Source organism: Streptomyces sp. NPDC002754 (genome assembly GCF_053592315.1).
Genome location: NZ_JBSFVM010000017.1, coordinates 106,915 through 128,716, shown reverse-complemented (window position 1 = coordinate 128,716; position 21,802 = coordinate 106,915). Strand labels below are relative to the sequence as shown.

The 21,802-nt window shown below is 70.5% G+C and carries 19 protein-coding genes and 1 pseudogene; 11 read left to right on the top strand and 9 right to left on the bottom strand.

The genetic code is table 11. The features are described 5' to 3' along the window. Positions 1–54 precede the first annotated feature (54 nt). The gene (locus ACWD2L_RS27985; RefSeq protein ID WP_351343304.1) at positions 55–1,716 is read left to right on the top strand and encodes an alpha-L-fucosidase; all 1,662 of its coding nucleotides are present in this window, start codon (positions 55–57) and stop codon (positions 1,714–1,716) included. Positions 1,717–1,744: 28 nt separating this feature from the next. Here ACWD2L_RS27985 and ACWD2L_RS27980 read toward each other — a convergent pair whose 3' ends face one another. After that, entirely contained in the window at positions 1,745–2,950 is a 1,206-nt protein-coding gene (locus ACWD2L_RS27980) for a phospholipase D-like domain-containing protein (RefSeq protein WP_351343302.1), read from the bottom strand. A 303-nt stretch (positions 2,951–3,253) separates the two neighbouring features. On the opposite strand from ACWD2L_RS27980, the gene ACWD2L_RS27975 reads away from it, so the two are divergent. After that, complete coding sequence (locus tag ACWD2L_RS27975) at positions 3,254–3,694, top strand: Aca2/YdiL-like domain-containing protein (protein ID WP_351343300.1); 441 nt, start codon at positions 3,254–3,256, stop codon at positions 3,692–3,694. A 445-nt stretch (positions 3,695–4,139) separates the two neighbouring features. Here ACWD2L_RS27975 and ACWD2L_RS27970 read toward each other — a convergent pair whose 3' ends face one another. Together ACWD2L_RS27970 and ACWD2L_RS27965 are read right to left on the bottom strand one after the other, a co-directional pair. After that, positions 4,140–4,775: a hypothetical protein gene (locus ACWD2L_RS27970; RefSeq protein ID WP_451192099.1), complete on the bottom strand. Its 636-nt coding sequence runs from the start codon at positions 4,773–4,775 to the stop codon at positions 4,140–4,142. A 188-nt stretch (positions 4,776–4,963) separates the two neighbouring features. Further along, positions 4,964–7,219 (bottom strand): MFS transporter, encoded by a 2,256-nt coding sequence (locus tag ACWD2L_RS27965; RefSeq protein WP_351343298.1) that lies wholly within the window; start codon positions 7,217–7,219, stop codon positions 4,964–4,966. A 223-nt stretch (positions 7,220–7,442) separates the two neighbouring features. Here ACWD2L_RS27965 and ACWD2L_RS27960 point away from each other — a divergent pair, with 223 nt between their 5' ends. The 3 genes from ACWD2L_RS27960 to ACWD2L_RS27950 are packed head-to-tail and all read left to right on the top strand — an operon-like array spanning position 7,443 to position 9,101. Beyond that, complete coding sequence (locus ACWD2L_RS27960) at positions 7,443–7,892, top strand: LAETG motif-containing sortase-dependent surface protein (protein WP_351335076.1); 450 nt, start codon at positions 7,443–7,445, stop codon at positions 7,890–7,892. 22 nt (positions 7,893–7,914) lie between these two features. Beyond that, positions 7,915–8,628: an RNA polymerase sigma factor gene (locus ACWD2L_RS27955; RefSeq protein ID WP_351335074.1), complete on the top strand. Its 714-nt coding sequence runs from the start codon at positions 7,915–7,917 to the stop codon at positions 8,626–8,628. Further along, positions 8,625–9,101: a hypothetical protein gene (locus ACWD2L_RS27950; protein ID WP_351335071.1), complete on the top strand. Its 477-nt coding sequence runs from the start codon at positions 8,625–8,627 to the stop codon at positions 9,099–9,101. The genes ACWD2L_RS27955 and ACWD2L_RS27950 overlap by 4 nt, the downstream gene beginning before the upstream one ends. Positions 9,102–9,174: 73 nt before the next feature. Here ACWD2L_RS27950 and ACWD2L_RS27945 read toward each other — a convergent pair whose 3' ends face one another. Continuing rightward, complete coding sequence (locus ACWD2L_RS27945) at positions 9,175–9,774, bottom strand: hypothetical protein (protein WP_351335068.1); 600 nt, start codon at positions 9,772–9,774, stop codon at positions 9,175–9,177. Between the two features lie 52 nt (positions 9,775–9,826). Then, positions 9,827–10,582 carry a DeoR/GlpR family DNA-binding transcription regulator gene (locus ACWD2L_RS27940; protein WP_351335066.1) on the bottom strand — a complete coding sequence of 252 codons (756 nt, stop codon included), beginning with the start codon at positions 10,580–10,582 and terminating at the stop codon, positions 9,827–9,829. Positions 10,583–10,792: 210 nt separating this feature from the next. On the opposite strand from ACWD2L_RS27940, the gene ACWD2L_RS27935 reads away from it, so the two are divergent. From ACWD2L_RS27935 to kynU, 5 genes are all read left to right on the top strand, one after another. Beyond that, a complete protein-coding gene (locus ACWD2L_RS27935; RefSeq protein ID WP_351335064.1) occupies positions 10,793–11,812 on the top strand; it encodes a 2-keto-3-deoxygluconate permease in 1,020 nt (339 codons plus the stop codon). A 14-nt stretch (positions 11,813–11,826) separates the two neighbouring features. Next, positions 11,827–13,113 (top strand): RuBisCO large subunit C-terminal-like domain-containing protein, encoded by a 1,287-nt coding sequence (locus ACWD2L_RS27930; RefSeq protein WP_351335061.1) that lies wholly within the window; start codon positions 11,827–11,829, stop codon positions 13,111–13,113. Then, entirely contained in the window at positions 13,110–14,462 is a 1,353-nt protein-coding gene (locus ACWD2L_RS27925) for a four-carbon acid sugar kinase family protein (protein ID WP_351335058.1), read from the top strand. Before ACWD2L_RS27930 ends, ACWD2L_RS27925 begins: the two co-directional genes overlap by 4 nt. A gap of 64 nt (positions 14,463–14,526) precedes the next feature. Beyond that, positions 14,527–15,570 carry a zinc-dependent alcohol dehydrogenase gene (locus ACWD2L_RS27920; RefSeq protein ID WP_351335056.1) on the top strand — a complete coding sequence of 348 codons (1,044 nt, stop codon included), beginning with the start codon at positions 14,527–14,529 and terminating at the stop codon, positions 15,568–15,570. Between the two features lie 296 nt (positions 15,571–15,866). Then, positions 15,867–17,108, top strand: a complete 1,242-nt coding sequence (gene kynU, locus ACWD2L_RS27915) for a kynureninase (RefSeq protein WP_351335053.1) — start codon at positions 15,867–15,869, stop codon at positions 17,106–17,108. Positions 17,109–17,408: 300 nt separating this feature from the next. Here the strand turns inward: kynU and ACWD2L_RS27910 are convergent, their stop codons facing one another. Further along, positions 17,409–18,419 carry an aldo/keto reductase gene (locus tag ACWD2L_RS27910; RefSeq protein ID WP_351335051.1) on the bottom strand — a complete coding sequence of 337 codons (1,011 nt, stop codon included), beginning with the start codon at positions 18,417–18,419 and terminating at the stop codon, positions 17,409–17,411. A gap of 365 nt (positions 18,420–18,784) precedes the next feature. On the opposite strand from ACWD2L_RS27910, the gene ACWD2L_RS27905 reads away from it, so the two are divergent. Next, the gene (locus tag ACWD2L_RS27905) at positions 18,785–19,471 is read left to right on the top strand and encodes a hypothetical protein (RefSeq protein WP_351335048.1); all 687 of its coding nucleotides are present in this window, start codon (positions 18,785–18,787) and stop codon (positions 19,469–19,471) included. Positions 19,472–19,593: 122 nt separating this feature from the next. Here the strand turns inward: ACWD2L_RS27905 and ACWD2L_RS27900 are convergent. From ACWD2L_RS27900 to iolC, 3 genes and pseudogenes are all read right to left on the bottom strand, one after another. Then, a pseudogene (locus ACWD2L_RS27900) lies at positions 19,594–19,950 on the bottom strand (thiamine pyrophosphate-binding protein); the annotation flags it as partial. Then, on the bottom strand, positions 19,947–20,831 hold the full coding sequence (locus ACWD2L_RS27895) for a Cgl0159 family (beta/alpha)8-fold protein (RefSeq protein WP_351335045.1): 885 nt from the start codon (positions 20,829–20,831) through the stop codon (positions 19,947–19,949). The pseudogene ACWD2L_RS27900 and the gene ACWD2L_RS27895, both read right to left, overlap by 4 nt. Further along, positions 20,828–21,802, bottom strand: a complete 975-nt coding sequence (iolC, locus tag ACWD2L_RS27890; RefSeq protein ID WP_351335042.1) for a 5-dehydro-2-deoxygluconokinase — start codon at positions 21,800–21,802, stop codon at positions 20,828–20,830. Before iolC ends, ACWD2L_RS27895 begins: the two co-directional genes overlap by 4 nt.

The following is a 21,802-nucleotide window of genomic DNA, read 5'->3' as shown; positions in this document are numbered from 1 at the left end:
TCCACCGAAGCGCAGCGAAGAGAGATCCGAGCCATGTGCCTGTAGGAGTGACTGATGACGTCTCGCCGCCAGATCCTCGGTGTCCTGGGTGCCGTGCCCGCGATCGCCGCCCTCGGCAGCACCGGCGCGTACGCCGCCACTGCCGCGCCGACGGGAGCGCCGGCCGGCAGCAGGGTCCGCGTCCGCCCCGCCTCGATCATCCCGGTCACCGGGGACGACACCCCGGAACAGATCATCGCCAAGGCCGCGAACGTCGTGCCTAGGAAAGGGCAGTTGGCGTGGCAGCGGCGGCAGATAACGGCGTTCACGCACTTCGGGATGAACACGTTCACCGACCGCGAGTGGGGGTCGGGCGCCGAGGACCCGGCGACGTTCGCGCCGACCGCTGTCGACGCGGATCAGTGGATCCGTACGTACAAAGCCATGGGCGCCGAGCTCGCGATGATCACCGCCAAGCATCACGACGGGTTCACGCTGTTCCCCAGCCGGTACACACCTCATTCGATCCTCAAGAGCCCCGGTCGGCCGAACGTCGTCCGCACGTACGTGGATGCGGCACGCGCCCACGGGATGCGCGTAGGGATCTATCTCTCGCCCTCCGACGGCGGCGAGTTGCCGCACGCCTGGCACGCCGAGTGGATCGAGTCCCTGCGGAAGAAGCAGGACGAGGGTGGGACGCTGACCTCGGTGGAGCAGACCGCCGTCGACGACGGTGACCGTGCGCCCGGCGGCCTCGGCCGGTTCGGCAACGGCAGTGCCGTCAAGGAGCACACCATTCCCACCCTCGTGGACGGCGACGACCGGGCGGACGCCGTGCGGTCGGGGAAGCTGCCCACGTTCACCGTGCACGTCAACGACTACGACGCGTACTACCTGAACCTGGTCTACGAACTGTTCACCGAATACGGGCCGTTGGACGAGTTCTGGCTGGACGGCGCCAACCCGTGGGCCGACGCCGGGATCACCCAGAAGTACCGCTTCGAGGAGTGGTTCCGGGTCATCAAGGCGCTGTCGCCGGACACCGTGGTCTTCGGCGGCCCGGCGGGTGTGCGCTGGGTCGGCAACGAGGACGGGATCGCGCGCGAGACCGAGTGGAGCGTCGTGCCGACGACCGCCGACCCGCGGACGTACCACGGTGAATGGCTGCTGCCGCACGGCGCGAGCGTGGCCGACATCGGCTCCCGCGCCCGGCTCACCGAGTCCGGCGTGACCCATCTGTCCTGGTTCCCCGCGGAGGCCGATGTCTCCAACCGGCCGGGCTGGTTCCACCACGCGGACGAGAAGCCGAAGACGGCGGCCCAGCTCTTCGACCTGTACGAGAAGAGCGTCGGGCGCAACGCGTCCCTGCTGCTCAACGTGCCACCCTCGAAGGCGGGGACGATCGATGCCGCGGACGTCGCCGAGCTGACGGCCTTCGGGCAACGGGTACGCAAGGTGTACGGCCGGCCGGTGGCCGCGAACGCCGACGGGACGACCACCTTCGACCGGGTCGGGGTCCGCGAGGACATCGAGCACGGGCAACGGGTGGAGAAGTTCGCCGTCGAGGCCGACACCGGCGGAACCTGGCGTCAGATCGCCACCGGTACCACCATCGGCCATCAGCGGATCCTGCCGCTGGACGCTCCTGTCACCGCGCGCCGCGTACGTGTCAAGGTGCTTGCCGCTCGCGCGGAGCCCCACCTTGGACGGACCACGCTCCACCGGGCGGCCGACTGAGAGGAGGCCGCGTTCCCGCGCGTGGTGCTCACAGGAAGCGCCGGAGCGGCAGCACCGCCGCTTCACGCACGCGTTGCAGGGCGGCGCGGCGCTTCCAGCGGACCTCGGTCATCCTGGTGCTGTGGCCGAGGTCGGCGTCGAAGTCCCGGTCGAGTCCGGCGGTGAACTCCGCGTCGAGGACGGCCAGCATGACCTCTTCGTCGTGCTCCATGGAGCGCCGGTTGAAGTTGGTGGAGCCGATCAGGGCCGCCAGCCCGTCCACCGTGATGACCTTCGCGTGCATCATGGTCGGCTGGTACTGGAAGAGGGACACCCCCGCTTCCAGAAGGCGCGCGTAGTGGTGCTGCCCGGCCAGTTGGCAGGCCCGCTGGTCGGTGTGCGGGCCGGGCAGCAGGATCTCCACGGTCACCCCGCGCCGCGCCGTCGCGCACAGCAGATCGATGAAGTACGTGTCCGGGGCGAAGTAGGCGGTGGCCAGGCGGAAGCGCTGCTCGGCCGAGGTGAGCGCGACCCGGATCAGGGTCTGCATGTCCTGCCAGCCGAATCCCGCGGAGCCCCGCACCACTTGCACGACGGAGTCGCCGGCCTTGGGGTGTTCGGTGAACCGGTCCCGCTCGTCGTAGAGCGTGTCGTGGCACTCGGCCCAGTTCTGGGCGAAGGCGGCGGCGATGCCGTCCACGGCGGGTCCCCGCACCTTGACGTGGGTGTCGCGCCACTCGCGCGGATTGCGGGCGTCGCCGCACCACTCCTCGGCGATGCCGACGCCGCCGGTGAACGCCGTGTGCTCGTCGATGATCAACGCCTTGCGGTGGCAGCGGTGGTTCTGCTTCAGCGGCGACAGCCACAGCGGTTTGCGGAACCAGGAGACCTCCACGCCCGCGGCGTCCATGTCCGCCAGCAGATCCTTCTCGATCTCCTTGGCGCCGAAGCCGTCGAGCAGCAGCCGCACCCGCAGCCCGGCCCGGGCCCGCTCGGCGAGGGCGGCGGCGAAGTCGCGGGCTATCTGCCCGCGCCAGTACACAAACGTCATCATGTCGACGGTGTGCTCGGCCGTCCGGATCGCCTCCAGCAAGGCGGGGAAGATCTCGTCGCCGTTGCGCAGGGCGACCAGTTCGTTCCCTTCGGTCGCGGCCACACCGATCAGCCGTTCCAGGCGGCGACGCAGGCGCTGGATGCCGACCAGCTCGGCGCTGGCGCTGGCAACGGCACTGGCGGGCTGATCGGCGAGAGTCATGTGCGGTCCTTGGCGGCAGGGCGGGTCGGGCGGCATGAGGGGGGCGTCAGCAGGCCCGGCCGGCCGCCGGGGCATCCACCGGAAGCCACCTCGATTTCCCGTCAACCGGTGATCGTAACCATGCTGCTACCACAGCGTTTTGGCGGGGTCTCCAACCGGGCCGCGGGGCCGCTCGATCGCCTGGTCCACGGCAAGGGTGCCCTTGCAGGGTTCCAAATCCGGAAGCTACGTTTTGTCCGATCGGTTCGAGTGACCCCCTCCAGCCCTGGCCTCGGCCGGGGCTCTCGCACGGCTGGAGCATCCATGACGGAGACCTTCCCCGACCCGACCGGCACACCGGAAGGCGAGCGGATGACGCCGGCCGCGTTCCGAGTCGCCCGCGAATTCCTGGGACTCAGCCCGGAATGGCTCGCGGAGAACTTCGCCGTGTCCGCCCGGACGGTCGACCACTGGGAACAGGGCAAGCACCCGATCCCGGAAACCGTCCGGCGGCAGCTGGCGGACTTGCAGCGCCTGACCGGGGAGTTCATCGGCAAGGCCGTGGAGCAGTTGATCGACCTCCCGGACCCGGGGATCGTCACGTTCCGGACCGACGCCGAATACCACGCCGGCCACCCGGAGTCCGCCTACCCGGCGAGCTGGCACCGGGCCGTCTGCGCGCGGATCGCACAGGAGGTGCCCGGCCTCGTCATCGCCTACGCCGACGCCGTGGACTCGGAGGACGTGAAGGTGGAGGCCGAATAGCCGACGGCTCGCGGAGGATGTCTCCCCCTGGGACGCGATCGACTGGTTCACGGCCGGGCTGTTTCGCCCTTCGCGCTGACCTGGTGGAGGGGGCGTGGGCGAGGGCTGTCGTCGCGGCTCCGCTCCGCCGCACGTTCTTGCCCCGCTCCGCACCAGCGCACGTGCCTGTTCAGGGACTTGTCGACATTGCCACGGCTGTCTCGCCGCACCTGCGCAGCCCACGCTGGGAGTGCGACGACCGCGCCGACTGAGGGGACTATATGCAGGGCGGAGTCCACGCCCTGACCAGTCGCAGGGGGAGGGTGTGCAGCACCGTCGGCCGGCGCGCCCGGCACCGCACTGCCGCACTTCACCGGCTACGGGCCCGGCACCGCTCAGCTTGCTGGGGAAGCCCACGGCGACAAGCCCCCGCGGTGCTGCTGGGCGTGACCCGTCGACAGCCTGATCAGGTGCGGGATGAGCGCCCCACCGTGAGCTGTGCATTGGTGGTCGCGAGCACGGTGTCGGCCAGTTCTGCGGCGGACTGTCCACGGCCCGCATCGATGCGATCCAGGCTCAGCCTGTCGATGGCGTCGAGCATGAGTACCCGGTAGCGCTCCGTGCGAGCCAGGAACTTGTCCATCAGGGCCCGTTCGTCGTCTGTGGCTGCTTCATAGCGGCCCGCCGCGTGAACACGTGCGCGTACTACGGAGTCGTCGGTGGTGAGCCACACGGCGGCCGTGCGCGGGACCCGCAGCCTCGCGACACGGGCGGGCCAGAGAGCTGACCCCTCCAGAACCAGGCCCGTGCTGTCACGGTCCTCGGTCGCACGGGACGTGATCAGCTCTTCGATGCGGGGCCACAGCCGGTCGTAGTGGCTGAGAACGGACGTGATCAGTTCGTCCACCGTGAGCGATCCGTAGTGCTCGGCGACATGCGCCGGCACCTCCCGCTCCGGAGTTCGCCAGGGTCGCCCGGGGTGCCGGGCCAGCCCGTCGGTGCTCAGGTACTCGAACCCGAGCTTCTCCGCCACCACTTGGGCAACAGTCGACTTCCCGACGTTCGACGTCCCGCCGATCAACACCACCCGCACATCGCGCACACCAACGACCCTAGGGCCTGTCAGGGCGCCGCGGGGTGAGGGCCGGGTGCCGAGGACGAAGCCGTACGACTCGGTTCCGCTACGCCGCCGACGGGGCAGCCGCCCGCGCCATGGGCGACCGGCGCCTCACCGCGCATGGCCCGACAGCCGCATGCTGTCGGGCCCACCGGCCGTCAGGGCAGGGCGAGTTACCGCGCCGGGTGGTCGAGGGCGATGTCGAGCCCCTGCACCACGCCGTCGCGCACGCTGACCGCGTCGGCCTTGGGCGGGTAGCCCCTCGCGATCAACGTGTAGTCGCCCGTGTCCAGATCGGCGAAGGCGTACGTGCCGTCGAGGTCGGTGGCCGTGGTGGCCACCACGTTGCCCGCACCGTCGACGAGCGTGACCCGCGCGTCGTTCAGCGGGCCGCTCCGGGTGAGTACGGTGCCCCGCACCTCGGCGCCGGAGCACAGCTCGATCGTCACCCGCGTGACTCCGGTCCCGGCGACCTCGACGGGGAGGGCGGCCGGACGGAATCCACCGGCGTTGACGGCCACCGTCACCGTGCCCGGTGCCAGGTCCGAGAGGGTGAAGGCGCCGTCGTCATCGGACGCTGCGGCGGCGAGGACATCTCCCCGTACATCTGTCACCACGAGGGTGGCGGCGACGACCGGGTCGTGCGATTCGGCCGCCCGGATCACGCCGCTCAGACCGCTGGTGCCGCTGAGCAGGATCTCGTGCGAGAGCGGCTCGTCGCCGACCAGCACGGTGGACGCCTGCGGCGCATGGCCGTGGGCCGCGGTGATCAGTATGTAGCTGCCCGCACCCGGTACGTCGAGGCTGTACGAGCCGTCGTTGCGGGTGATCGCACGGCCCAACTGCCGCCCACCCAGGGAGATCACGGTGACGGCGGCCTGCGCGACGGGCGCCTTCTCGGCGTCCTGCACGCGGCCACTGACCGGGGTGCCGGTCCCGGTCTGTGTCGGCACCGGCGTGGCGTTCCGGACGTCCGTCGCAGCGGAGTCGGAGCCCTCCGTCGGAACGTCCTGTGTCGCCTCCTCCTGCTCGCCCGTCTTCTGCAGGACGGGGATGAACACCGCGATGACGAAGGCGACGAGGGCGACACCGCAGCCCACCATCATGCCCGTGCGGAAGCCGCCCTCCGAAGTGAAGGTTTGGCCACCCATGGTGGTGGTCATCTGCGCGAGAACGACGCCGATGACGGCGGCGCCGATGGAGGTGCCGAGCGAGCGCATCAGAGTGTTGAAGGCGTTCGCCGCGGCCGTCTCGTCCTGCCGGACGGAACTCATGATCAGTGCCGGCATCGCGCCGTAGGCGAGGCCGACGCCGCCGCTGGTGATCATGGCGGTGAGCATGATGCCCCAGGCCGTCCCCATCAGCAGCATCGCGGCTCCGTAGCCCGCCGCGACGACCAATACACCGCACAGCAGCGTGAACTTGGGACCGCGGGCGTTGGTGAGCTTCCCGCCGAGCGGAGAGACGATCATCATCATGATGCCGCCGGGAGCCATCCAGAGCCCCGCCGCGAGCATCGACTGTCCCAGGCCGTAACCGGTGGCCTCGGGGAACTGCAGCAGCTGCGGCATGATCAGCATGCTCGCGTACATGCCGAAGCCGACGAAGATCGACGCGATGTTGGTCATCAGCACGCGGGGGCGGGCCGTGGCGCGCAGGTCCACCAGCGGCTCACGGGTGCGCAGCTCCCAGTAGCCCCAGAGGAGCAGCACGACGACGGCGGCGCCGAACAGTCCGAGGGTGCTGCCCGAACCCCAGCCCCAGTCCCCGCCCTTGGAGACCGCGAGGAGCAGGCAGACCAGCCCGATCGCGAGGCCCACGGCGCCGACTCCGTCGAAGCGCTGCCCCTTGCCGGGGGCGGGAAGGCTGGGGACGAACATCCAGATCATCACGGCGATCACGGCGCTGAGTCCTGCCGCACCCCAGAACAGCACGCGCCAGCTCGCGTACTCCGAGACGGCGGCGGCGATCGGTAGGCCGATGCCGCCGCCGATCCCCATGGAGGCGCTGACGAGCGCGATGGAGGAGCTGAGCTTCTCCGCGGGGACGACATCGCGCAGCAGCGCGATCCCGAGCGGCACCATGCCCATGCCCATGCCCTGGAGACCGCGCCCGATGATCATCGGAAGCACGGTGGAGGAGAGCGCGCACACCACCGAGCCGATGATCAGCGGCACGGTGCAGATGAGCAGCATGCGCCGCTTGCCGAGCAGGTCCCCGAGGCGTCCGGAGACCGGGACGCACACAGCCGAGACCAGCAGCGTGACGGTGATGACCCACGCCGTGTTCGAGGGCGTGCTGTCCAGGATCTGCGGCAGGTCCCCGATCAAGGGTGTGACAAGGGTCTGCATGATCGCCGCGACGGTGCCGGCCAGGGCCAGTGTCGCGACCACACCGCCTGACCGGGTCGTCGGCTGGGGGGTCGCCATTCGGGCTCCTCGCTCATAGTTTCAATGCTTCTATGTGCACTATACACATCGTATGGCTCATGCATAATCATTGCATGATGCACACCTAGGGTGAGGGGCAGAGAAGATTTTTGTGCGACCCGGCAACCTGATGCCGGGTCGCGCGTCGTGTGGGGGTGAAGGGTGCCGTCCGGCTTCCTTGCCCCGACCGTGGAGTACCCCCGTGAACCACCTTGTTCCTGTTGTGCGCAGTGCCGTTGTGGCCACCGGCCTGCTGGCCGCCCTGGGCGCGATGCCCGCCGCCCACGCCACCCCGGTGCAGCCGTCGGCGAGTCCCTCGGTCGCCACCACCGAGAAGCCGAGCCCGGTGCCGTCGGCTCCGGCCACCAGCGTCCCGGTGTCCTCGAAGCCGGTCTCGAGCGCCCCGCCTTCGGCCGAGCCCGCCGCCCCCGGCGAGAAGGGAGACGAAGCCTCCACGGAGGCGCCGAGTGCCGCTCCCGCCGAGCCCGGCAAACCCGCGCCCGCCACCACCGAGCCCGGCACGCCCGCGCCCGCCCCCGCCCCCGCCGAGGACGAGCTCGCACATACTGGTTCCTCGAACACGACCACCACCGTCCTGGGGGCCGGGGCCGCCGCACTCGTCGTCGGCGGCGCGGGGACCCTCTTTGCCGTACGCCGCCGCTCGCACCGCTGACGCCGTACATCCGAGGAACCCTGTGCACATCGCCGCAGCCCACGAACTCGCCCCGCCCTCACGGCCGTTCGCGCTTCCGGACGGCCGGGTCCGCGCCGGATGGCGGGGTGTGCTGCGTGGGCTGCTGCGACGCGAGCGGTCCGCCCTCGAAGGGGCACCCGGCCCGGCGGCCGCCGATACGCCGGGCCGGGACACACCCCCGTACACGTACACATACGCGTACGACGCAGTGCCTCCGCACCTCGACCGGCCGCCCACGATCGGCGAGCTCTACCACGCGCACCGGCTGCGCATGGTGCGGCTTGCGGTGCTGCTCGTGGACGACCTGGGGACCGCCGAGGATGTCGTGCAGGACGCGTTCACCGCGCTGTACCGCCGGCACGGCGAACACATCACGGAGGTGGACAACGCTCTCGGCTACCTCCGCACCGCGGTCGTCAACACCGCACGCTCGGTGCTGCGTCGGCGCCGTACAGCACGGGCGTGGACCCCGCCACCGGCCGGCGAAGCCCCGTCCGCGGAGGACTCCGTCGTCCTCGACGAGGCGCACCGCGAGGTCCTCGCCGCGCTGTCCCGGCTCACGCCGCGCCGCCGCGAAGTCCTCGTGCTGCGCTACTGGGCCGACCTCAGCGAGGCCGAGATAGCCGCCACGCTCGGCATCAGCAAAGGCGCAGTGAAGTCGAACGCCAGCCGCGCCCTGGACGCACTGGAAAAGAGCCTGGAGGGTCGGATATGACTCCCCGCACGCCACGGGCCCGCCCGGCCGACCACGCCGAACGCCCGGTGGAGCACCGCCTGCGCGAGGCACTCGCTGCGCACGCCGACAACGTCACCGTACGCACACTGCGCCCGGCCCGGCCGCCAGGCCCGCACCTGCGCCGACTGCCTCGCCTCCGCGAAATCGGTCGGCGCTACGCCGTCCCGATCGCCGGGCTCGCCACTGCCGCAGCCCTGGCCGTCGGCTACGTCGTCCTGGCCCCGGATGTGTCCCCCGACCGCACCCCCGTGCCGCCCGCCGCGCCCTCGTCCCCGACCGCCCCCGACAACCGCCCGACGCCCCGCCCTTCGTCACCGACACCGTCGAGCCCGGCAACGCCGTCCACCTCGGCCCCGTCCGCCCTGCCCCCGCCCCCGTCGTCCGCGGCCTCCGAGTCCCCGACCGCGAAGGACGGCGTCCGCCCCACGGCCCGCCCGAGCACACCCGAGTGAGCGGGGCCGGTCCGCGACACCCGGTCGACCGCCCGAACTCCTCGCAGCACGCGCCTACTTGGCACCTGGCCCCTCAGTCTCGATGCGGCCGCCACGACGTCAGTACGTCCGTCGCGGTCGAGGCCTGCCAGGCACGGAACTCGTCGTAGGTGCGGATTCCGTGGTCCAGGACCGCCTGGTAGACCCACACCCCCTGGGTGGCCTCACCCTGCGTCAGCGCGCCCTCCTTGATGGCCAGGACGGCGTCGCGCGTCGAGTCGTCCAGGGCGTCGCGTACCGGGGTCACGAGATCGGCCGCGCGTGGGCCGGGGTGGTCGTCGGGCAGCCACCACATGTCGATCTTCCAGGTCTCGTCGGGCGTGAACTCGTAGTCCAGGCGCCAGTACAGGCCGCGGTCCGCCAGGTCGAGGGCGTTGGCGAAGCGCAGCTTGCGCACGCCCGGGAGCTCCGCGCAGGGCACGAGTGCGGCGAATCCGTCGGCGATGGACGGGGTGGGGGAGTAGATCTCCATGTCGATGTCGGCCTCCACCACCAGGTCGAGAGCGACGGATCCGACGAGTACCGGCGTCCCGAGTGGCCGCCACCGCTCGAACAGGCCGAGCCGGTCGAGGATGGTGTCCGCGACCGTGCGACGTCGACTGGCGCGTTCCCGGCGGGCGTTGGGGATCTCCATCCCCGGAGCGTAGCCCGTGACGTTCGCGAACCTGTCGCCCCGGCTCGTCCCGCTACGGAGCGACGACCACGTCCGCCAGCGCCGGGCGCAGTTCAGCCGGAGGCAGTTCGTCGGTGACGAGGACGTCGATGATCGACAGGTCGCCGAGGGCCATCGCCTTCTTGCGGCCGAACTTGGAGTGGTCGGCGGCGACGACGACCCGGTCGGCCAGGTCCAGGAGGGTGCGGCGCACCTCGACCTCGGCGGGGTCGAAGTAGGTGATCCCGTGGTCGACGGAGAGTCCGCCGCAGCCGAGGATCAGCAGGTCCAGATGGATCTGCGGCCGTTCCTGCGCCGCCGTGGAGGCGGTCAGGGTGAGTTCGGGAGTCATGAGCCCACCCAGGACGAGAACCCGGCTCCTGGTGTCACGCAGCTCGAACGCCGCGTGAAGGGAGTTGGTGATGACCGTCAGATCGTCGCGGCCGGCGAGCTCCGTGGCGACGGCGGTGCACGTGGTGCCGGTGTCGATGCCCACCGACGCACCGGGTTCGACGAGTTCCGCCACGGCCCGCGCGATTCTCGACTTCTCCAGTGTCATCGTCGTGGTCCGGGAGCCGTACGCGGGTGCCCGGCGCGGCACCGCGCCGCCGTGCACGCGGTCCAACAGCCCCGCGTGATCGAGCTCGGCGAGGTCGCGGCGGATCGTCATGCCGGACACGCCGAAGCGCTCCGCGAGCGTGTTGACGTCGACCTGCCGGGACGTCTGAAGCGCCTTCAGGATGGCCCTCTGCCGGGAGCCGCGCACCGTATCCACCTCGTCTTGAGCCACGTCCATAACGCTATCCGGCCTCCAGCCCTGCTCTTCGCGGAGGGTGCGCGACGTCGTGCCGACCACCCCTGACGACGTGCTGTTCATGTGAACACTGTACGCCGGTCAGTGTGCCGTCTCGGCCGCTGGAACCTATTGACCTGCGTACTTGCCGCGACTACGGTCCGATTCATTCAATGTTCATTCGAACATAGCCGTTCGGAGGTCGTCATGGCTTTGCCCATCAAGGCGGGCATCGAGAAGGTGCCGGGCGGGCTGATGCTCGTCCCCATGCTGGTTGGAGCCGTGGTGCACACGGCAGCGCCCGGTTCCGGAGAGTTCTTCGGCTCCTTCACCGGAGCGCTGTACACCGGCCTGCCCGCGATCCTGGCGGTCTTCTACGTCTGTCTGGGCTCGACCCTGGACGTGAAGGCGACGCCGTACATCGCGAAGAAGGGCGGTGTGCTGCTGGGATCCAAGATCGTGTTCGCGATGCTCGTCGGCGTCGTGATGGGCCGGCTCCTGGGGGAGTCGCCGATCGGCGGCGGGGCCCTCGCGGGGCTGTCCACGCTGGCCGTCGTGGCCGCGCTGAACGACACCAACGGCGGCCTGTACATGTCGCTGATGGCGCAGTTCGGACGCAAGCGCGACGTCGGCGCCTACAGCGTCATGAGCCTGGAGTCCGGCCCCTTCCTCACCATGGTCACGCTCGGCGTCGCCGGACTCTCCGCCTTCCCCTGGCAGACGCTGGTCGGGGCGATCCTGCCGCTCGCGTTCGGGATGCTGTTGGGCAATCTCGACCCCGAGATGCGCCGCTTCCTGGCTCCTGCGGTCCCGGCGATCGTGCCGTTCCTCGGGCTGTCCCTCGGGCTCACGCTCAACCTGACCGCTGTCTGGGAGGCCGGACTGCTGGGGGTCGCGCTCGGGCTGTTCGTCGTGCTCGTCGGCGGCGCGGTCCTGCTCCTGGCCGACAAGGCCACTGGCGGTGACGGCATCGCCGGCCTCGCCGCGGCGACCACCGCCGGCAACGCGGCGGTCGTGCCCTCGATCGTGGCGTCCGCCAACCCCGTCTACGCACCGGCCGCCCAGTCCGCGACCGTGCTCATCGCCTCGTCCGTCGTGGTGACGTCGATCCTGTGCCCGCTGATCACGGCTCTGTGGGCACGCCGGGTCCAGAAGCAACCCGCCGACTCCGACTCCGACGCACCGCCACCAACTGAGCGGAACACCCCCTCGTACCAACCTCGTTGAGAAACGGAGAACACATGCGTGACCAACGGGTCATCCGCTGCACGTACTACCTGGAATCCGAGACCGACCCGGAGCAGGCCGCCGCGGCGATGGCAGGGGAGCAGTCCAGCGGCACCTTCATCGCGGTGCCCGGCGAGTCACCCCGCATTCGTGAACGCCATGCCGCGCAGGTTGTTGGTGTGCGGGAGTTGGGCGAGCGCGTCCCGTCACTGCCCTCGCGTACCTCCCCCGAGAAGGTGCGGGCGTCCCTCGCAGTGGTCGAGTTCCCGATGGAGAACATCGGGACGGACCTGGCCACCTTGCAGACCGCCATCGCGGGGAACCTCTTCGAGCTCGGCGAACTGTTCGCCTGCCGCGTGCAGGACATCGAGCTGCCGGACGAGTTCGTCGCTGCCCATCAGGGCCCGGCGTTCGGCATCCCGGGCACCCGCAGGCTGATGGGCGACGCCGAAGGCGCCATGATCGGCACGATCATCAAGCCGAACGTGGGTCTCACCGAGGATGAATTCCGGCTCGTGGTAAGGGAGTTGGCTCGGGCCTCGATCGACCTGATCAAGGACGACGAGCTGATGACCGATCCGACGTACCTTCCCCTGGAGCGCCGGATCGCCGTCGCCACCGAGGAGATCCGGGAGGCCGAGCAGCTCACCGGTCACCCCGTCATGTACGCCTTCAACATCACGGGAGACCTCGCCGGGCTCCGTCGGCGGCACGACATGGTGGTCGAGGCGGGTGGCCGGTGCGTGATGCTCAACGTTCCCGTCATGGGGCTGCCCGCGCTGGCCTGGCTGCGGGAGTTCTCCGAGGTACCCGTGCACGGCCACCGCGCCGGCCTCGCCGGGTCCATGCGCTCACCGGCGCTGGGGATGTCGTACCGGGTGTGGCAGCAGTTGGCCCGTCTCGCGGGCGCCGATCACCTGCATGTCAGCGGCCTTGGCAGCAAGTTCTACGAGACGGACGAGGAGGTCACCGCCAACGTACGCAGCCTGTTCGAGCCCCTGGGGCACACCCTGGGCCCGGTGCCGACCTTGTCGTCCGGCCAGAATGTCACCACCCCGGCGCCGACCTTCGCCGCGACCGGGTCGACCGACCTGCTGATGCTCGCGGGCGGCGGCGTGGCCGCCCACCCCGACGGGCCCGCGGCCGGTGTGCGCAGCCTCCGGGCCGCGTGGGCGGCAGCCGTCGACGGTGTCTCGCTGGAGGCGGCGGCGCGCGCGGCGTCCGAGGCGGGCGATCCGGCGCTGCTGCACGCCGGGCGCACCTTCGGTGGGATGGCCGTGCGGAGGGGTGACCTCACATGACGTACGTCAGTTTCGTGGCCGATGACCTGACGGGAGCCAGCGATGTCCTCGCGCAGGCCCACCGGCACGGACTCGATGCCGTGCTCGTCGTCGGAGACGGTAGCCGCCAACTGCCCACCGACTGCGATGTCGTGGGGATCGCGGGGCCCTCGCGTTCCCTCGGCGGGGCGGCCTTCGACGCGTTGGTCCGCGCACAGCTGGAGCAGATCGCCACGGCCGACGCCGATGTGCTCATCTACAAGGTGTGCTCGACCTTCGACAGCTCCAGCGCACGCGGCAGCATCGGCAGGGGAATCGAGTTGCTGCACGAGCGCTTCCCCGGCCACGGGCCGATCGCCATCGCCCCTGCACAGCCGGACTTCGGCCGGTACACCGCCTTCAGTAACCACTTCGCCGGTTACTCGGGTGGTGCCCACCGCCTCGACCGGCACCCCGTCATGGCCGGCCATCCGTCGACACCGATGGACGAGGCCGACCTGCGGCAGGTGATCGCCGGGCAGTCGCTGACCGGCGAGGTGCCCGAGGCCATCCACCTTCCCTCCTACGCCGACGGCTCCTTCCGCGAGCGGTGGGGGACGCTCCGCCGCTCCAGCCGGGCGGCCTTCGTCGTGGACGCCGTCGAGGAGGGACACCTCGACGCGCTGGCGCTGGCGCTGCGGGAGGACACCGTCCGTGAAGGCGGCCCGGCGATAGTGGTCGGCTCCGGTGGTGTGATGGCAGCCCTCGCACGCACGGCCGGCGAGCGATCCGGTACTGCGACGGCCACGGCTACTGCCAATGCCACGGCTACTGCCACTGTCACTGCCGCCGCCCAGTCGGCAACCGGGCCGGTGCTGGCCGTCAGCGCCTCCGCCTCCAGCACCACGGCCGCGCAGATCGCCGACGCCATCGCGCATGGCTGGGCCGAACTGGCCGTGCCCGCCCAAGTGTTGAACGGCGATGACCCCTCCCGGCTGAACGAGCTGGAACAGCGCACGGCCGCCTGGCTCGATGCCGGACGCAACGTCATCGTGCACACCACACGCGGCACCCAGGACCCGCGTTACGCCGCTGCCGGCCCTCTCGACGCGGCGTACGTGGGTGAACTGTTGGGCACCGTGGCCGCGAACATGGCGGCCAAGGGACTCACCCGCGACATCGCCGTGCTCGGCGGCGACACCTCCAGCCACGCACTGCTGGCCATGGGCGTCAGCGAGCTTCGTGTCTCCTCGCAGTTCGTCACGGCCGCCCCCATCTGCCGCACCGACAGCGACGCGGCGGTGGCCGGCTGTCGACTGCTGCTCAAGGGAGGCCAGGTCGGCCCGGTCGACGTGCTGAACCGCTTCGCGCAGACATCCACCTCGGCCTGACCCGCGCACCGGTCATCTGGCCCAACACCCCACCCGTACATGCGAATTGAAGGAGAAGGAACTCATGCGAGCAGTCGTCAAGGCAGCGGCGGACAAGGGCGTCGAGTACGTCACCGACGCGCCCGAGCCCAAGGCGGGAGCCGGCCAGGTGGTCGTCGAGGTCGCCGCGGCCTCACTGTGCGGCACCGACCGCGAATGCTATGAATGGTCGTCGGCCGCCCAGGCATTCAACCTTGGACTCCCCGTCGTCCTCGGGCACGAAGCGGCGGGCACCGTCGTCGAGGTGGGTACCGGGGTGCGCAATCTGCGCGTCGGTGACCGTGTCGCGCTGGAGAGCCACCTGCCGTGCGGGCAGTGCTTTGCGTGCCGCACGGGGGACGCGCACACCTGCGAGCACACGCAAATCCTCGGCATGCACTTCGACGGGGTCTTCGCCGAACGCGTCGCCGTGCCCGACAGTATCTGCGTCCCCCTTCCCGACAACGTCGACCTGGAGACCGGCGCGTTGCTGGAATCGGCCGGTGTCGCGGTCCACGCCATCCAGCGCGCCGGGTATTCGGTGGCGGGACGCGGCGTTCTGGTCAGCGGCGCGGGGCCGGTGGGCATGGTCGTCGCCCGCCTGGCCTCCCTGATGGGCGCGGCCTACGTGATCGTGATCGAGCCGAACCCGTTCCGCCGCGCCGAGGCCGAAAAGCTCGGTGTGATCGCCATGGAGCCGGGCGACGGCATCGCCGAGCGCAGCCGCGAACTGAGCGGCCACCGCGGCGGGGCCGACGTGGCCTTCGAATGCTCGGGGGCGGCCGCCGCGCTCCCGCCCCTCTTCGACGCGCTGCGTCGCGAAGGCACGGTCGTGACCGTGGGCCACCCGGGCCGGCCGGTGCCGATCGACGTCGCCGCCCAGATCAACAAGCGCGGCATCACACTGCGCGGGATCTTCGGCCGCCGGCTGTGGGAAACGTGGGAGCAGACCATGCTCCTGCTGAACTCTGGCCGCCTGGACCTGGACTGGCTGATCACACACCGACTGCCACTGAGTCAGGTGAACGAGGCCATGGACCTCCTGACAGGGGACGCCTGCAAGGTCCTGCTGGTCCCGGACCTGAGCTGACGGGACCGCGGACGTCGGGGAGGCGGCCGCGAGGCTGTTCGCCGCGGAAGCGGGGAAGCGGGGAAGGGGGTATGGCCAGGGTCGCGGGACGGTGGGTGGACGGCGGCTGACGTCCCGCGGGTGGACTTGCGGAGTCCGTTCAGCATCAAGCCCCGCAGGCACTGGGTGTCTCTTTCCATGAGGCCGTCAGTGGTGGTGTCATCGCCTTGATGGACGTCGCGCGATCGGGCTCACCTGGGGAACGGCCTCGCTCGCGTTCGTCATCGCGGCGGCCATCCCGACCCGAAAGGAACAACGTGACCACGACACGCGCCCTGTGTGAGCAGTACGACGCGGCTGACCCGCTCGCCTCACTGCGGGAGGAGTTCGTCCTGCCCGAGGGGGTGAACTACCTAGACGGCAACTCCCTCGGTGCCCTGCCGCGGGCGGCTCGCACCCGCGTCGGCGAGATGGTCGACGTCGAGTGGGGCCAGGGCCTGATCCGCAGCTGGAACACCGCCGGCTGGTTCGACAAGCCGGCCGTGCTCGGTGACCGGCTCGCGCCGCTGATCGGTGCGGGACCGGGCGAGGTCGTGGTGTGCGACTCCACGTCCATCAACCTGTTCAAGGTGTTCTCCGCGGCTCTTGGGATGCGCCCCGACCGCAAGGTCGTGGTCTCGGAGGCGGGCAGCTTCCCGACCGACCTCTACATGATGGAGGGCGCCACGGGTCTGCTCGACGGCTACCAGCGGCGACTGGTCGGCGCCGACGCGCCGACGCTGGAGGAGGCGCTCGACGAGAACGTCGCGGTCGTGGTCCTCAGCCACGTCGACTACCGCACCGGACAGCTCCACGACATGGCCTCGGTCACCGAACTCGCGCACAGCCACGGCGCGTTGGTGATCTGGGACCTGTGCCACAGCGTCGGCGCGCTGCCCGTACGCCTCGGCGAGAGCGGCGCCGACTTCGCCGTGGGCTGCACCTACAAGTACCTCAACGGCGGCCCGGGATCCCCCGCGTTCGTCTACGTCCCGCAGCGGCACCAGGAGGTGGCCCGGCAGCCACTGACCGGCTGGCACGGCCACGCCGACCCCTTCGCGTTCACCACCGACTACCAACCGGCCACTGGCATCAAGCGGTTCCAGTGCAGCACTCCCCAACTCCTGTCGTACGCACCCCTGGAGGCGAGCCTCGACATCTGGGAGCGGGTCGACCTCGAACAGCTCCGGGGCAAGAGCCTGGCCATGACCGACCTCTTCATCGACCTCGTCGAGCAGGAGTGCGGCGAGTTCGGCCTGGAGGTCGTGACGCCGCGGGACGCCGACGCGCGCGGCAGCCAGGTCGCGCTGCGGCACACCGACGGATACCCGGTGATGCAGGCGCTCATCGACCGCGGCGTCATCGGCGACTTCCGCGCACCGGACCTGCTGCGCTTCGGCTTCACCCCGCTGTACCTCCGCTTCGTCGATGTGTGGGACGCGGTGCAGTTCCTGCGCGAGGTCCTGACCACCGAGGCGTGGCGCGAGGACCGCTACGCGCTGCGCTCCAAGGTGACCTGATCCGGACAGCCTCCGGGTCAACCGCGAGGCGCCGACCGTCGCATCCAGCCGCCCCGCAATCCGCCGCTGCCGATCCCGTATCGGCCCCGGCGGCGTGCGGAGTGCGGAGTGGCAGCGCGAGGTCCCGGACGTGGACACCTCCGCGCGGGCAGTCTTCGGCCGGCTCCACCGCACGTTCAACCGGTACCAGGCCCGGTTGCCCCGGCATTTCGAAGCGTTACGGCCTGCCCATCCCGGCGTTCGGCGTGCTGGTGGCGCTGCGCAGGGCAAGGACTCGTCGAAGGTCGGCGGTAGGCCGGACTACCGGGAGCCCGCCGCAGGGCGCGACTTGTAGAAGGACTTCTCCAGGTAGGCAACCTCGTGCGGCTGGTAGGGCTCCTCCAAGTAGGCGGCCTCGTCCTCGTCGAGTGCGACGTCCACCGCGGCGAGTGCGTCGGCCAGTTGGGCCGGCTTGGTAACCCCGACGATGGGCGAGGTCACCGCCGGGTGGCGCATGACCCAGGACAGGGCGACCTGGGCCGGGGACAGACCCCGCTTGCCCGCGATCTCGTGGACGCGCTCTGCCACGGCCTGGTCCCCGTCGCGGTAGAGGATCTTGCCGCCCTCGTCGGTTTCGGCACGCGCCGTGGCGGTGTCCCGGACCCGTGTCAGCCTGCCCCGCGCCAGCGGGCTCCACGGGATCACGCCGATGCCCTGGTCGGCGCAGAGCGGGAGCATCTCCCGCTCCGCTTCTCGGTGGATGAGGTTGTAGTGGTCCTGCATCGACACGAACCGGGTCCAGCCGTTCAGATCGGCCAGGTACAGGGCCTTGGCGAACTGCCAGGCGTACATGGAAGAGGCTCCGATGTAGCGGACCTTTCCGGACTTGACCGCGTCGTGCAGCGCCTCGAGGGTCTCCTCGATCGGGGTGTCGTAGTCCCAGCGGTGGATCTGGTACAGGTCGATGTAGTCGGTCCCCAGCCGCTTCAGGGAGGCGTCGAGCTCGGCGAAGATCGCCTTGCGGGACAGCCCGGCGCCGTTCGGGCCGGGGCGCATCCGCATCCAGACCTTGGTGGACAGGACGACCTCCTCGCGTCGGGTGAAGTCCTTGACCGCCCTGCCGACGATCTCCTCGCTGCTTCCGGCGCTGTACCCATTGGCCGTGTCGAGGAAGTTGACGCCGCCTTCGAGGGCCTGCTTGATGATGTCCCGGCTGGCGTCCGCGCCCAGCGACCAGGGCTCGCCGCCCCGGCCCGGCTCGCCGAAGCTCATGCAGCCGAGGGCGATGGCGGAGACTTCCAGTCCGGTCGTTCCGAGTCTGATGTATCGCATGCGCCGAAACTAGGAGTTGAAGTGCGCTCCAGCGCAAACTCGGAGGCGTGGGGCAGGTTCCGCGCCACCCAGGCGTTTCCCGGCAGTGCGGGCGTCGTGACACCCAGGGACATGGCCAGTGCGATCGCACCGCCGAGCGCACGCTTGTGCTTGATCATGCCGTCCTTCTTGATCGCCCTCCTTCTTGTCGTATCCCACGAAGCCGCGGGGTGCGGGCCGGGGCGCTGGGGTGATCACCCGGGCTCATAGCGGACTAACCCCCTTTTAGATCCCTCTAGTTGACCGCGCTGTGCACTCCTCTCGCGACGATCGACAGAGTGCGTAACATTGGGTCGTACGGTGGCGGAGCGACGCGGGAGGGTGGCATGGCAGGCGGCGGACGCAGCACGCCGGGGGAGCGAGGGGCCGAGGGGGTCCTGCGTCCCCAGTCCCTCATGCTCACCTTCCTCGGCAACTACGTACTGGGCGGCGACGCTTGCGTCTACTCCGGCAACGTCATCGAGGTCTTCGGCCGTACGGGCGTGGGTGAGCACGCCACCCGCTCGACCCTGACCCGCATGGTGGGTCGCGGTCTGCTGCAACGCCGCCGTGAAGGGCGCCGCATGTACTTCGCCCTCACCGACCGCGCGGAGGCCATCCTCCGTGACGGCGAGGACCGCATCTGGAAGCAGGGTGCCGTCAACGACGGATGGGACGGCACCTGGACGCTGCTCGCCTTCTCCCTGCCCGAGGCCGGCCAGCGACGGCGCCACGATCTGCGCTCCCAGCTGACCTGGGCGGGGTTCGGCCCGCTGATCGGTGGCCTGGGTACACAGTCCGCGCGGTTCCAGAACGACTACTGGCACCACACCGTCGAGGCCACCCGCCCCGACCTCGTCATCCCTGTGCACTGGGACGACTTCGGACGGCCGCTCACCAAGCGACCGCGCCCCGTGCCGCGGATTCTGGACAACTTCGCCAAGGCGAAGGCACTGCTCGACCGCAAGAGCGCCGAGTCCGGCATCGCCGTGCGGTTCCAGCAGCCGTACGAGACGATCACCCCGTTCGGCTGACCGCCCCCCCCGGGGTGCGCAGTAGGGGTTCCGCTCTGGCCGCGCCCAACTTCAGTACGGAGGCGAGGAGTTCACGAGACGGACTACCTGCCGTTCGGAAGCTGAAAGCACGATCCGCAGAGTGAGAGCATGTTGGTGGAGCCGGGGCCGATCGAGGCGGTGCAGGCCCAGGCCTCCAGGCGGTCCTGCTGGCGCGCGTAGGCGACGGCGGTGTGCACCATGGCCTGTTCGTTGCGGGCCAGGATGTAGGGGAGTCCTTCGGGTTGCCGGTCCTGCTGGAGGAGCGCCTGACCGATGCCCGCGACGTTGCCGTGGCCGAAGATGCCGAGGACACCCGCGAAGAGCCGCCGCCGCTCCCCGTCACGCTCCGTCCACTGGGCGGCGAGGAACCGCACGGCGGCCTGCGCCACCGTGAGCCGTACCGTCGTCGCGTCCGGTGGTGTGCCCAACCGTGATGTGTCCACCCGTGGCGTGTTCATGTGTCGCTCCCGTGGACGAGTTCGGCCGCGACGTCGACGGCGGCGGAGACATCACCGTCCGGCGGATAGAGCAGCGCCCGCCCGACCACCAACCCGCGCACCGCCGGGAGTTCGAGGGCCGCGCCCCACGAGGCGTACGTGTCATGGGGGTCGCCCTGCGGGTCGCCGCCGAGGAGCAGTGTCGGCAGGGTGGTGGCGTCCAGGACGCGTTCCAGTTCGTCGACGACGGGCAGCTTGAGCCACGTGTACGCGCTGCTGGCGCCGAGCCCGCTCGCGATGTGGATCGACCTGATGACGCTGTCCGGGTCGAGCAGATTGCGCACGCCGCCGCCTTCCTGGCGCACCGTCAGAAATGGTTCCACCATGGCCATCAGGCTGTGCTCGGCCAGGCTGGTGATCGCGGCCGCCGTCGCCTCCAGTGTGCGTACGGTGCCGTGGTCGTCGAGGCAGATCCGGGTGAGGGTCTTGCCTCCGTCGAGTCCCTGGGCGGCGATCGCCTCCGCGGTGTACGCGGTGAACCGGTCGTCGAGCTCGAAGGCGGCACTTTGCAGCCCGCCCCGGTTCATCGACCCGATGGCGACCCGGTCCTCCAGGGCCCCCATGAGCAGAAGGTCGTCGAGCAGGTCAGGGGTGCCGAGCACACCGTCCACGCCGGGCCGCGACAGCGCGGTCGCGAGCCGGTCGAGGAGGTCGGTGCGGCTCGCCATGGCTCCGGGGTCGCCCCGGACGCCGAGGGCCCCACGGGCCGGGTGGTCGGCGGCGACGATGAGGAGGCGGCCGTCGTTCCCGACCACCGGGCGACGGGAGCGTTTCTGCCAGGAGCGGCCGATGAGCTCGGGCTCACGGGCGCGGATCCGGGTCAGCCGTGCGGCGTTGATCATGTGGTCCCCGCGGTCTGGGCCCCCGGGGCGGACGCGAGGGCCGCTTCCACCTCGGACGTGGTCGGCATGGCGGTGGAGCAGGCGAGGCGGGAGGCCACGAGGGCGCCCGCCACGTTGCCGAACGCGATGGTCCGGCGCAGGTCCCAGCCGCTCAGCAGGCCGTGCACGACGGCGCCGCCGAACGCGTCGCCCGCACCGAGGCCGTTGACGACCTCGACGGGGAAGGGCGCGACCTCCACCCGCTCCTCGCGGGTGGCGGCCAGGACTCCCTTGGGGCCCTGCTTGACGATGGCGAGGTCGAGGCCCCTGTCGAGCAGCGCGTCGGCGGCCCGCTGCGGATCCGTCTCGCCGACGGCGACCTCGCACTCCTCACGGTTCCCGACGGCCACGGTGACGTGTTCCAGGGCGCGCTCCACCTGCCGGCGTGCCTCCTCGGGGCCCGACCAGAACATCGGCCGGTAGTCGAGGTCGAGGACCGTGTGGGTGCGTCGGCCGCGGGCCCGCCAGGCGGCGAAGTGGGCGGACCGGCTCGGCTCGGCCGACAGACCGGTCACCGTCGCCCAGAAGACCCCGGCCGCGCGGATGTCGTCCAGCGGCAGCGCGGCGGGCTCGATCATCAGGTCGGGAGCCGTCCCGTACCGGTAGAAGTAGAGCGGGAAGTCGTCCGGAGGGAACACCTCGCAGAACGTCACCGGAGTCGGCGGGCCGTCCGGCTCCGTGATCGGCGTGATGTGCACGGGGTCCACCCCGAGGCGCGCGGCCTCCTGCTGGACGTACCGGCCGAAGGGGTCACGGCCGACCCGGGTGATGAGGGCGGCGGCGCGGCCGTGGCGGGCCGCCGCGATCGCGACGTTCGTCGCGCTGCCGCCGAGGAACTTCTCGAACGTCCGTACCTCTTCGAGGCCGACGCCGTGGTCGAGCGGGTAGATGTCGACCCCGCTGCGCCCGATGGTGACGAGTTCGTGAGCCAT

Coding starts and splice junctions, on each gene's coding strand:
- ACWD2L_RS27895 (WP_351335045.1), bottom strand. CDS start 20,831: ATGATCAACGCCGCACGGCTGACCCGGATCCGCGCCCGTGAGCCCGAG.
- ACWD2L_RS27935 (WP_351335064.1), top strand. CDS start 10,793: ATGGCTTTGCCCATCAAGGCGGGCATCGAGAAGGTGCCGGGCGGGCTG.
- ACWD2L_RS27930 (WP_351335061.1), top strand. CDS start 11,827: ATGCGTGACCAACGGGTCATCCGCTGCACGTACTACCTGGAATCCGAG.
- ACWD2L_RS27920 (WP_351335056.1), top strand. CDS start 14,527: ATGCGAGCAGTCGTCAAGGCAGCGGCGGACAAGGGCGTCGAGTACGTC.
- ACWD2L_RS27950 (WP_351335071.1), top strand. CDS start 8,625: ATGACTCCCCGCACGCCACGGGCCCGCCCGGCCGACCACGCCGAACGC.
- ACWD2L_RS27925 (WP_351335058.1), top strand. CDS start 13,110: ATGACGTACGTCAGTTTCGTGGCCGATGACCTGACGGGAGCCAGCGAT.
- ACWD2L_RS27945 (WP_351335068.1), bottom strand. CDS start 9,774: ATGGAGATCCCCAACGCCCGCCGGGAACGCGCCAGTCGACGTCGCACG.
- ACWD2L_RS27980 (WP_351343302.1), bottom strand. CDS start 2,950: ATGACTCTCGCCGATCAGCCCGCCAGTGCCGTTGCCAGCGCCAGCGCC.
- ACWD2L_RS27985 (WP_351343304.1), top strand. CDS start 55: ATGACGTCTCGCCGCCAGATCCTCGGTGTCCTGGGTGCCGTGCCCGCG.
- ACWD2L_RS27905 (WP_351335048.1), top strand. CDS start 18,785: ATGGCAGGCGGCGGACGCAGCACGCCGGGGGAGCGAGGGGCCGAGGGG.
- ACWD2L_RS27910 (WP_351335051.1), bottom strand. CDS start 18,419: ATGCGATACATCAGACTCGGAACGACCGGACTGGAAGTCTCCGCCATC.
- ACWD2L_RS27975 (WP_351343300.1), top strand. CDS start 3,254: ATGACGGAGACCTTCCCCGACCCGACCGGCACACCGGAAGGCGAGCGG.
- ACWD2L_RS27965 (WP_351343298.1), bottom strand. CDS start 7,219: ATGGCGACCCCCCAGCCGACGACCCGGTCAGGCGGTGTGGTCGCGACA.
- iolC (WP_351335042.1), bottom strand. CDS start 21,802: ATGGCTCACGAACTCGTCACCATCGGGCGCAGCGGGGTCGACATCTAC.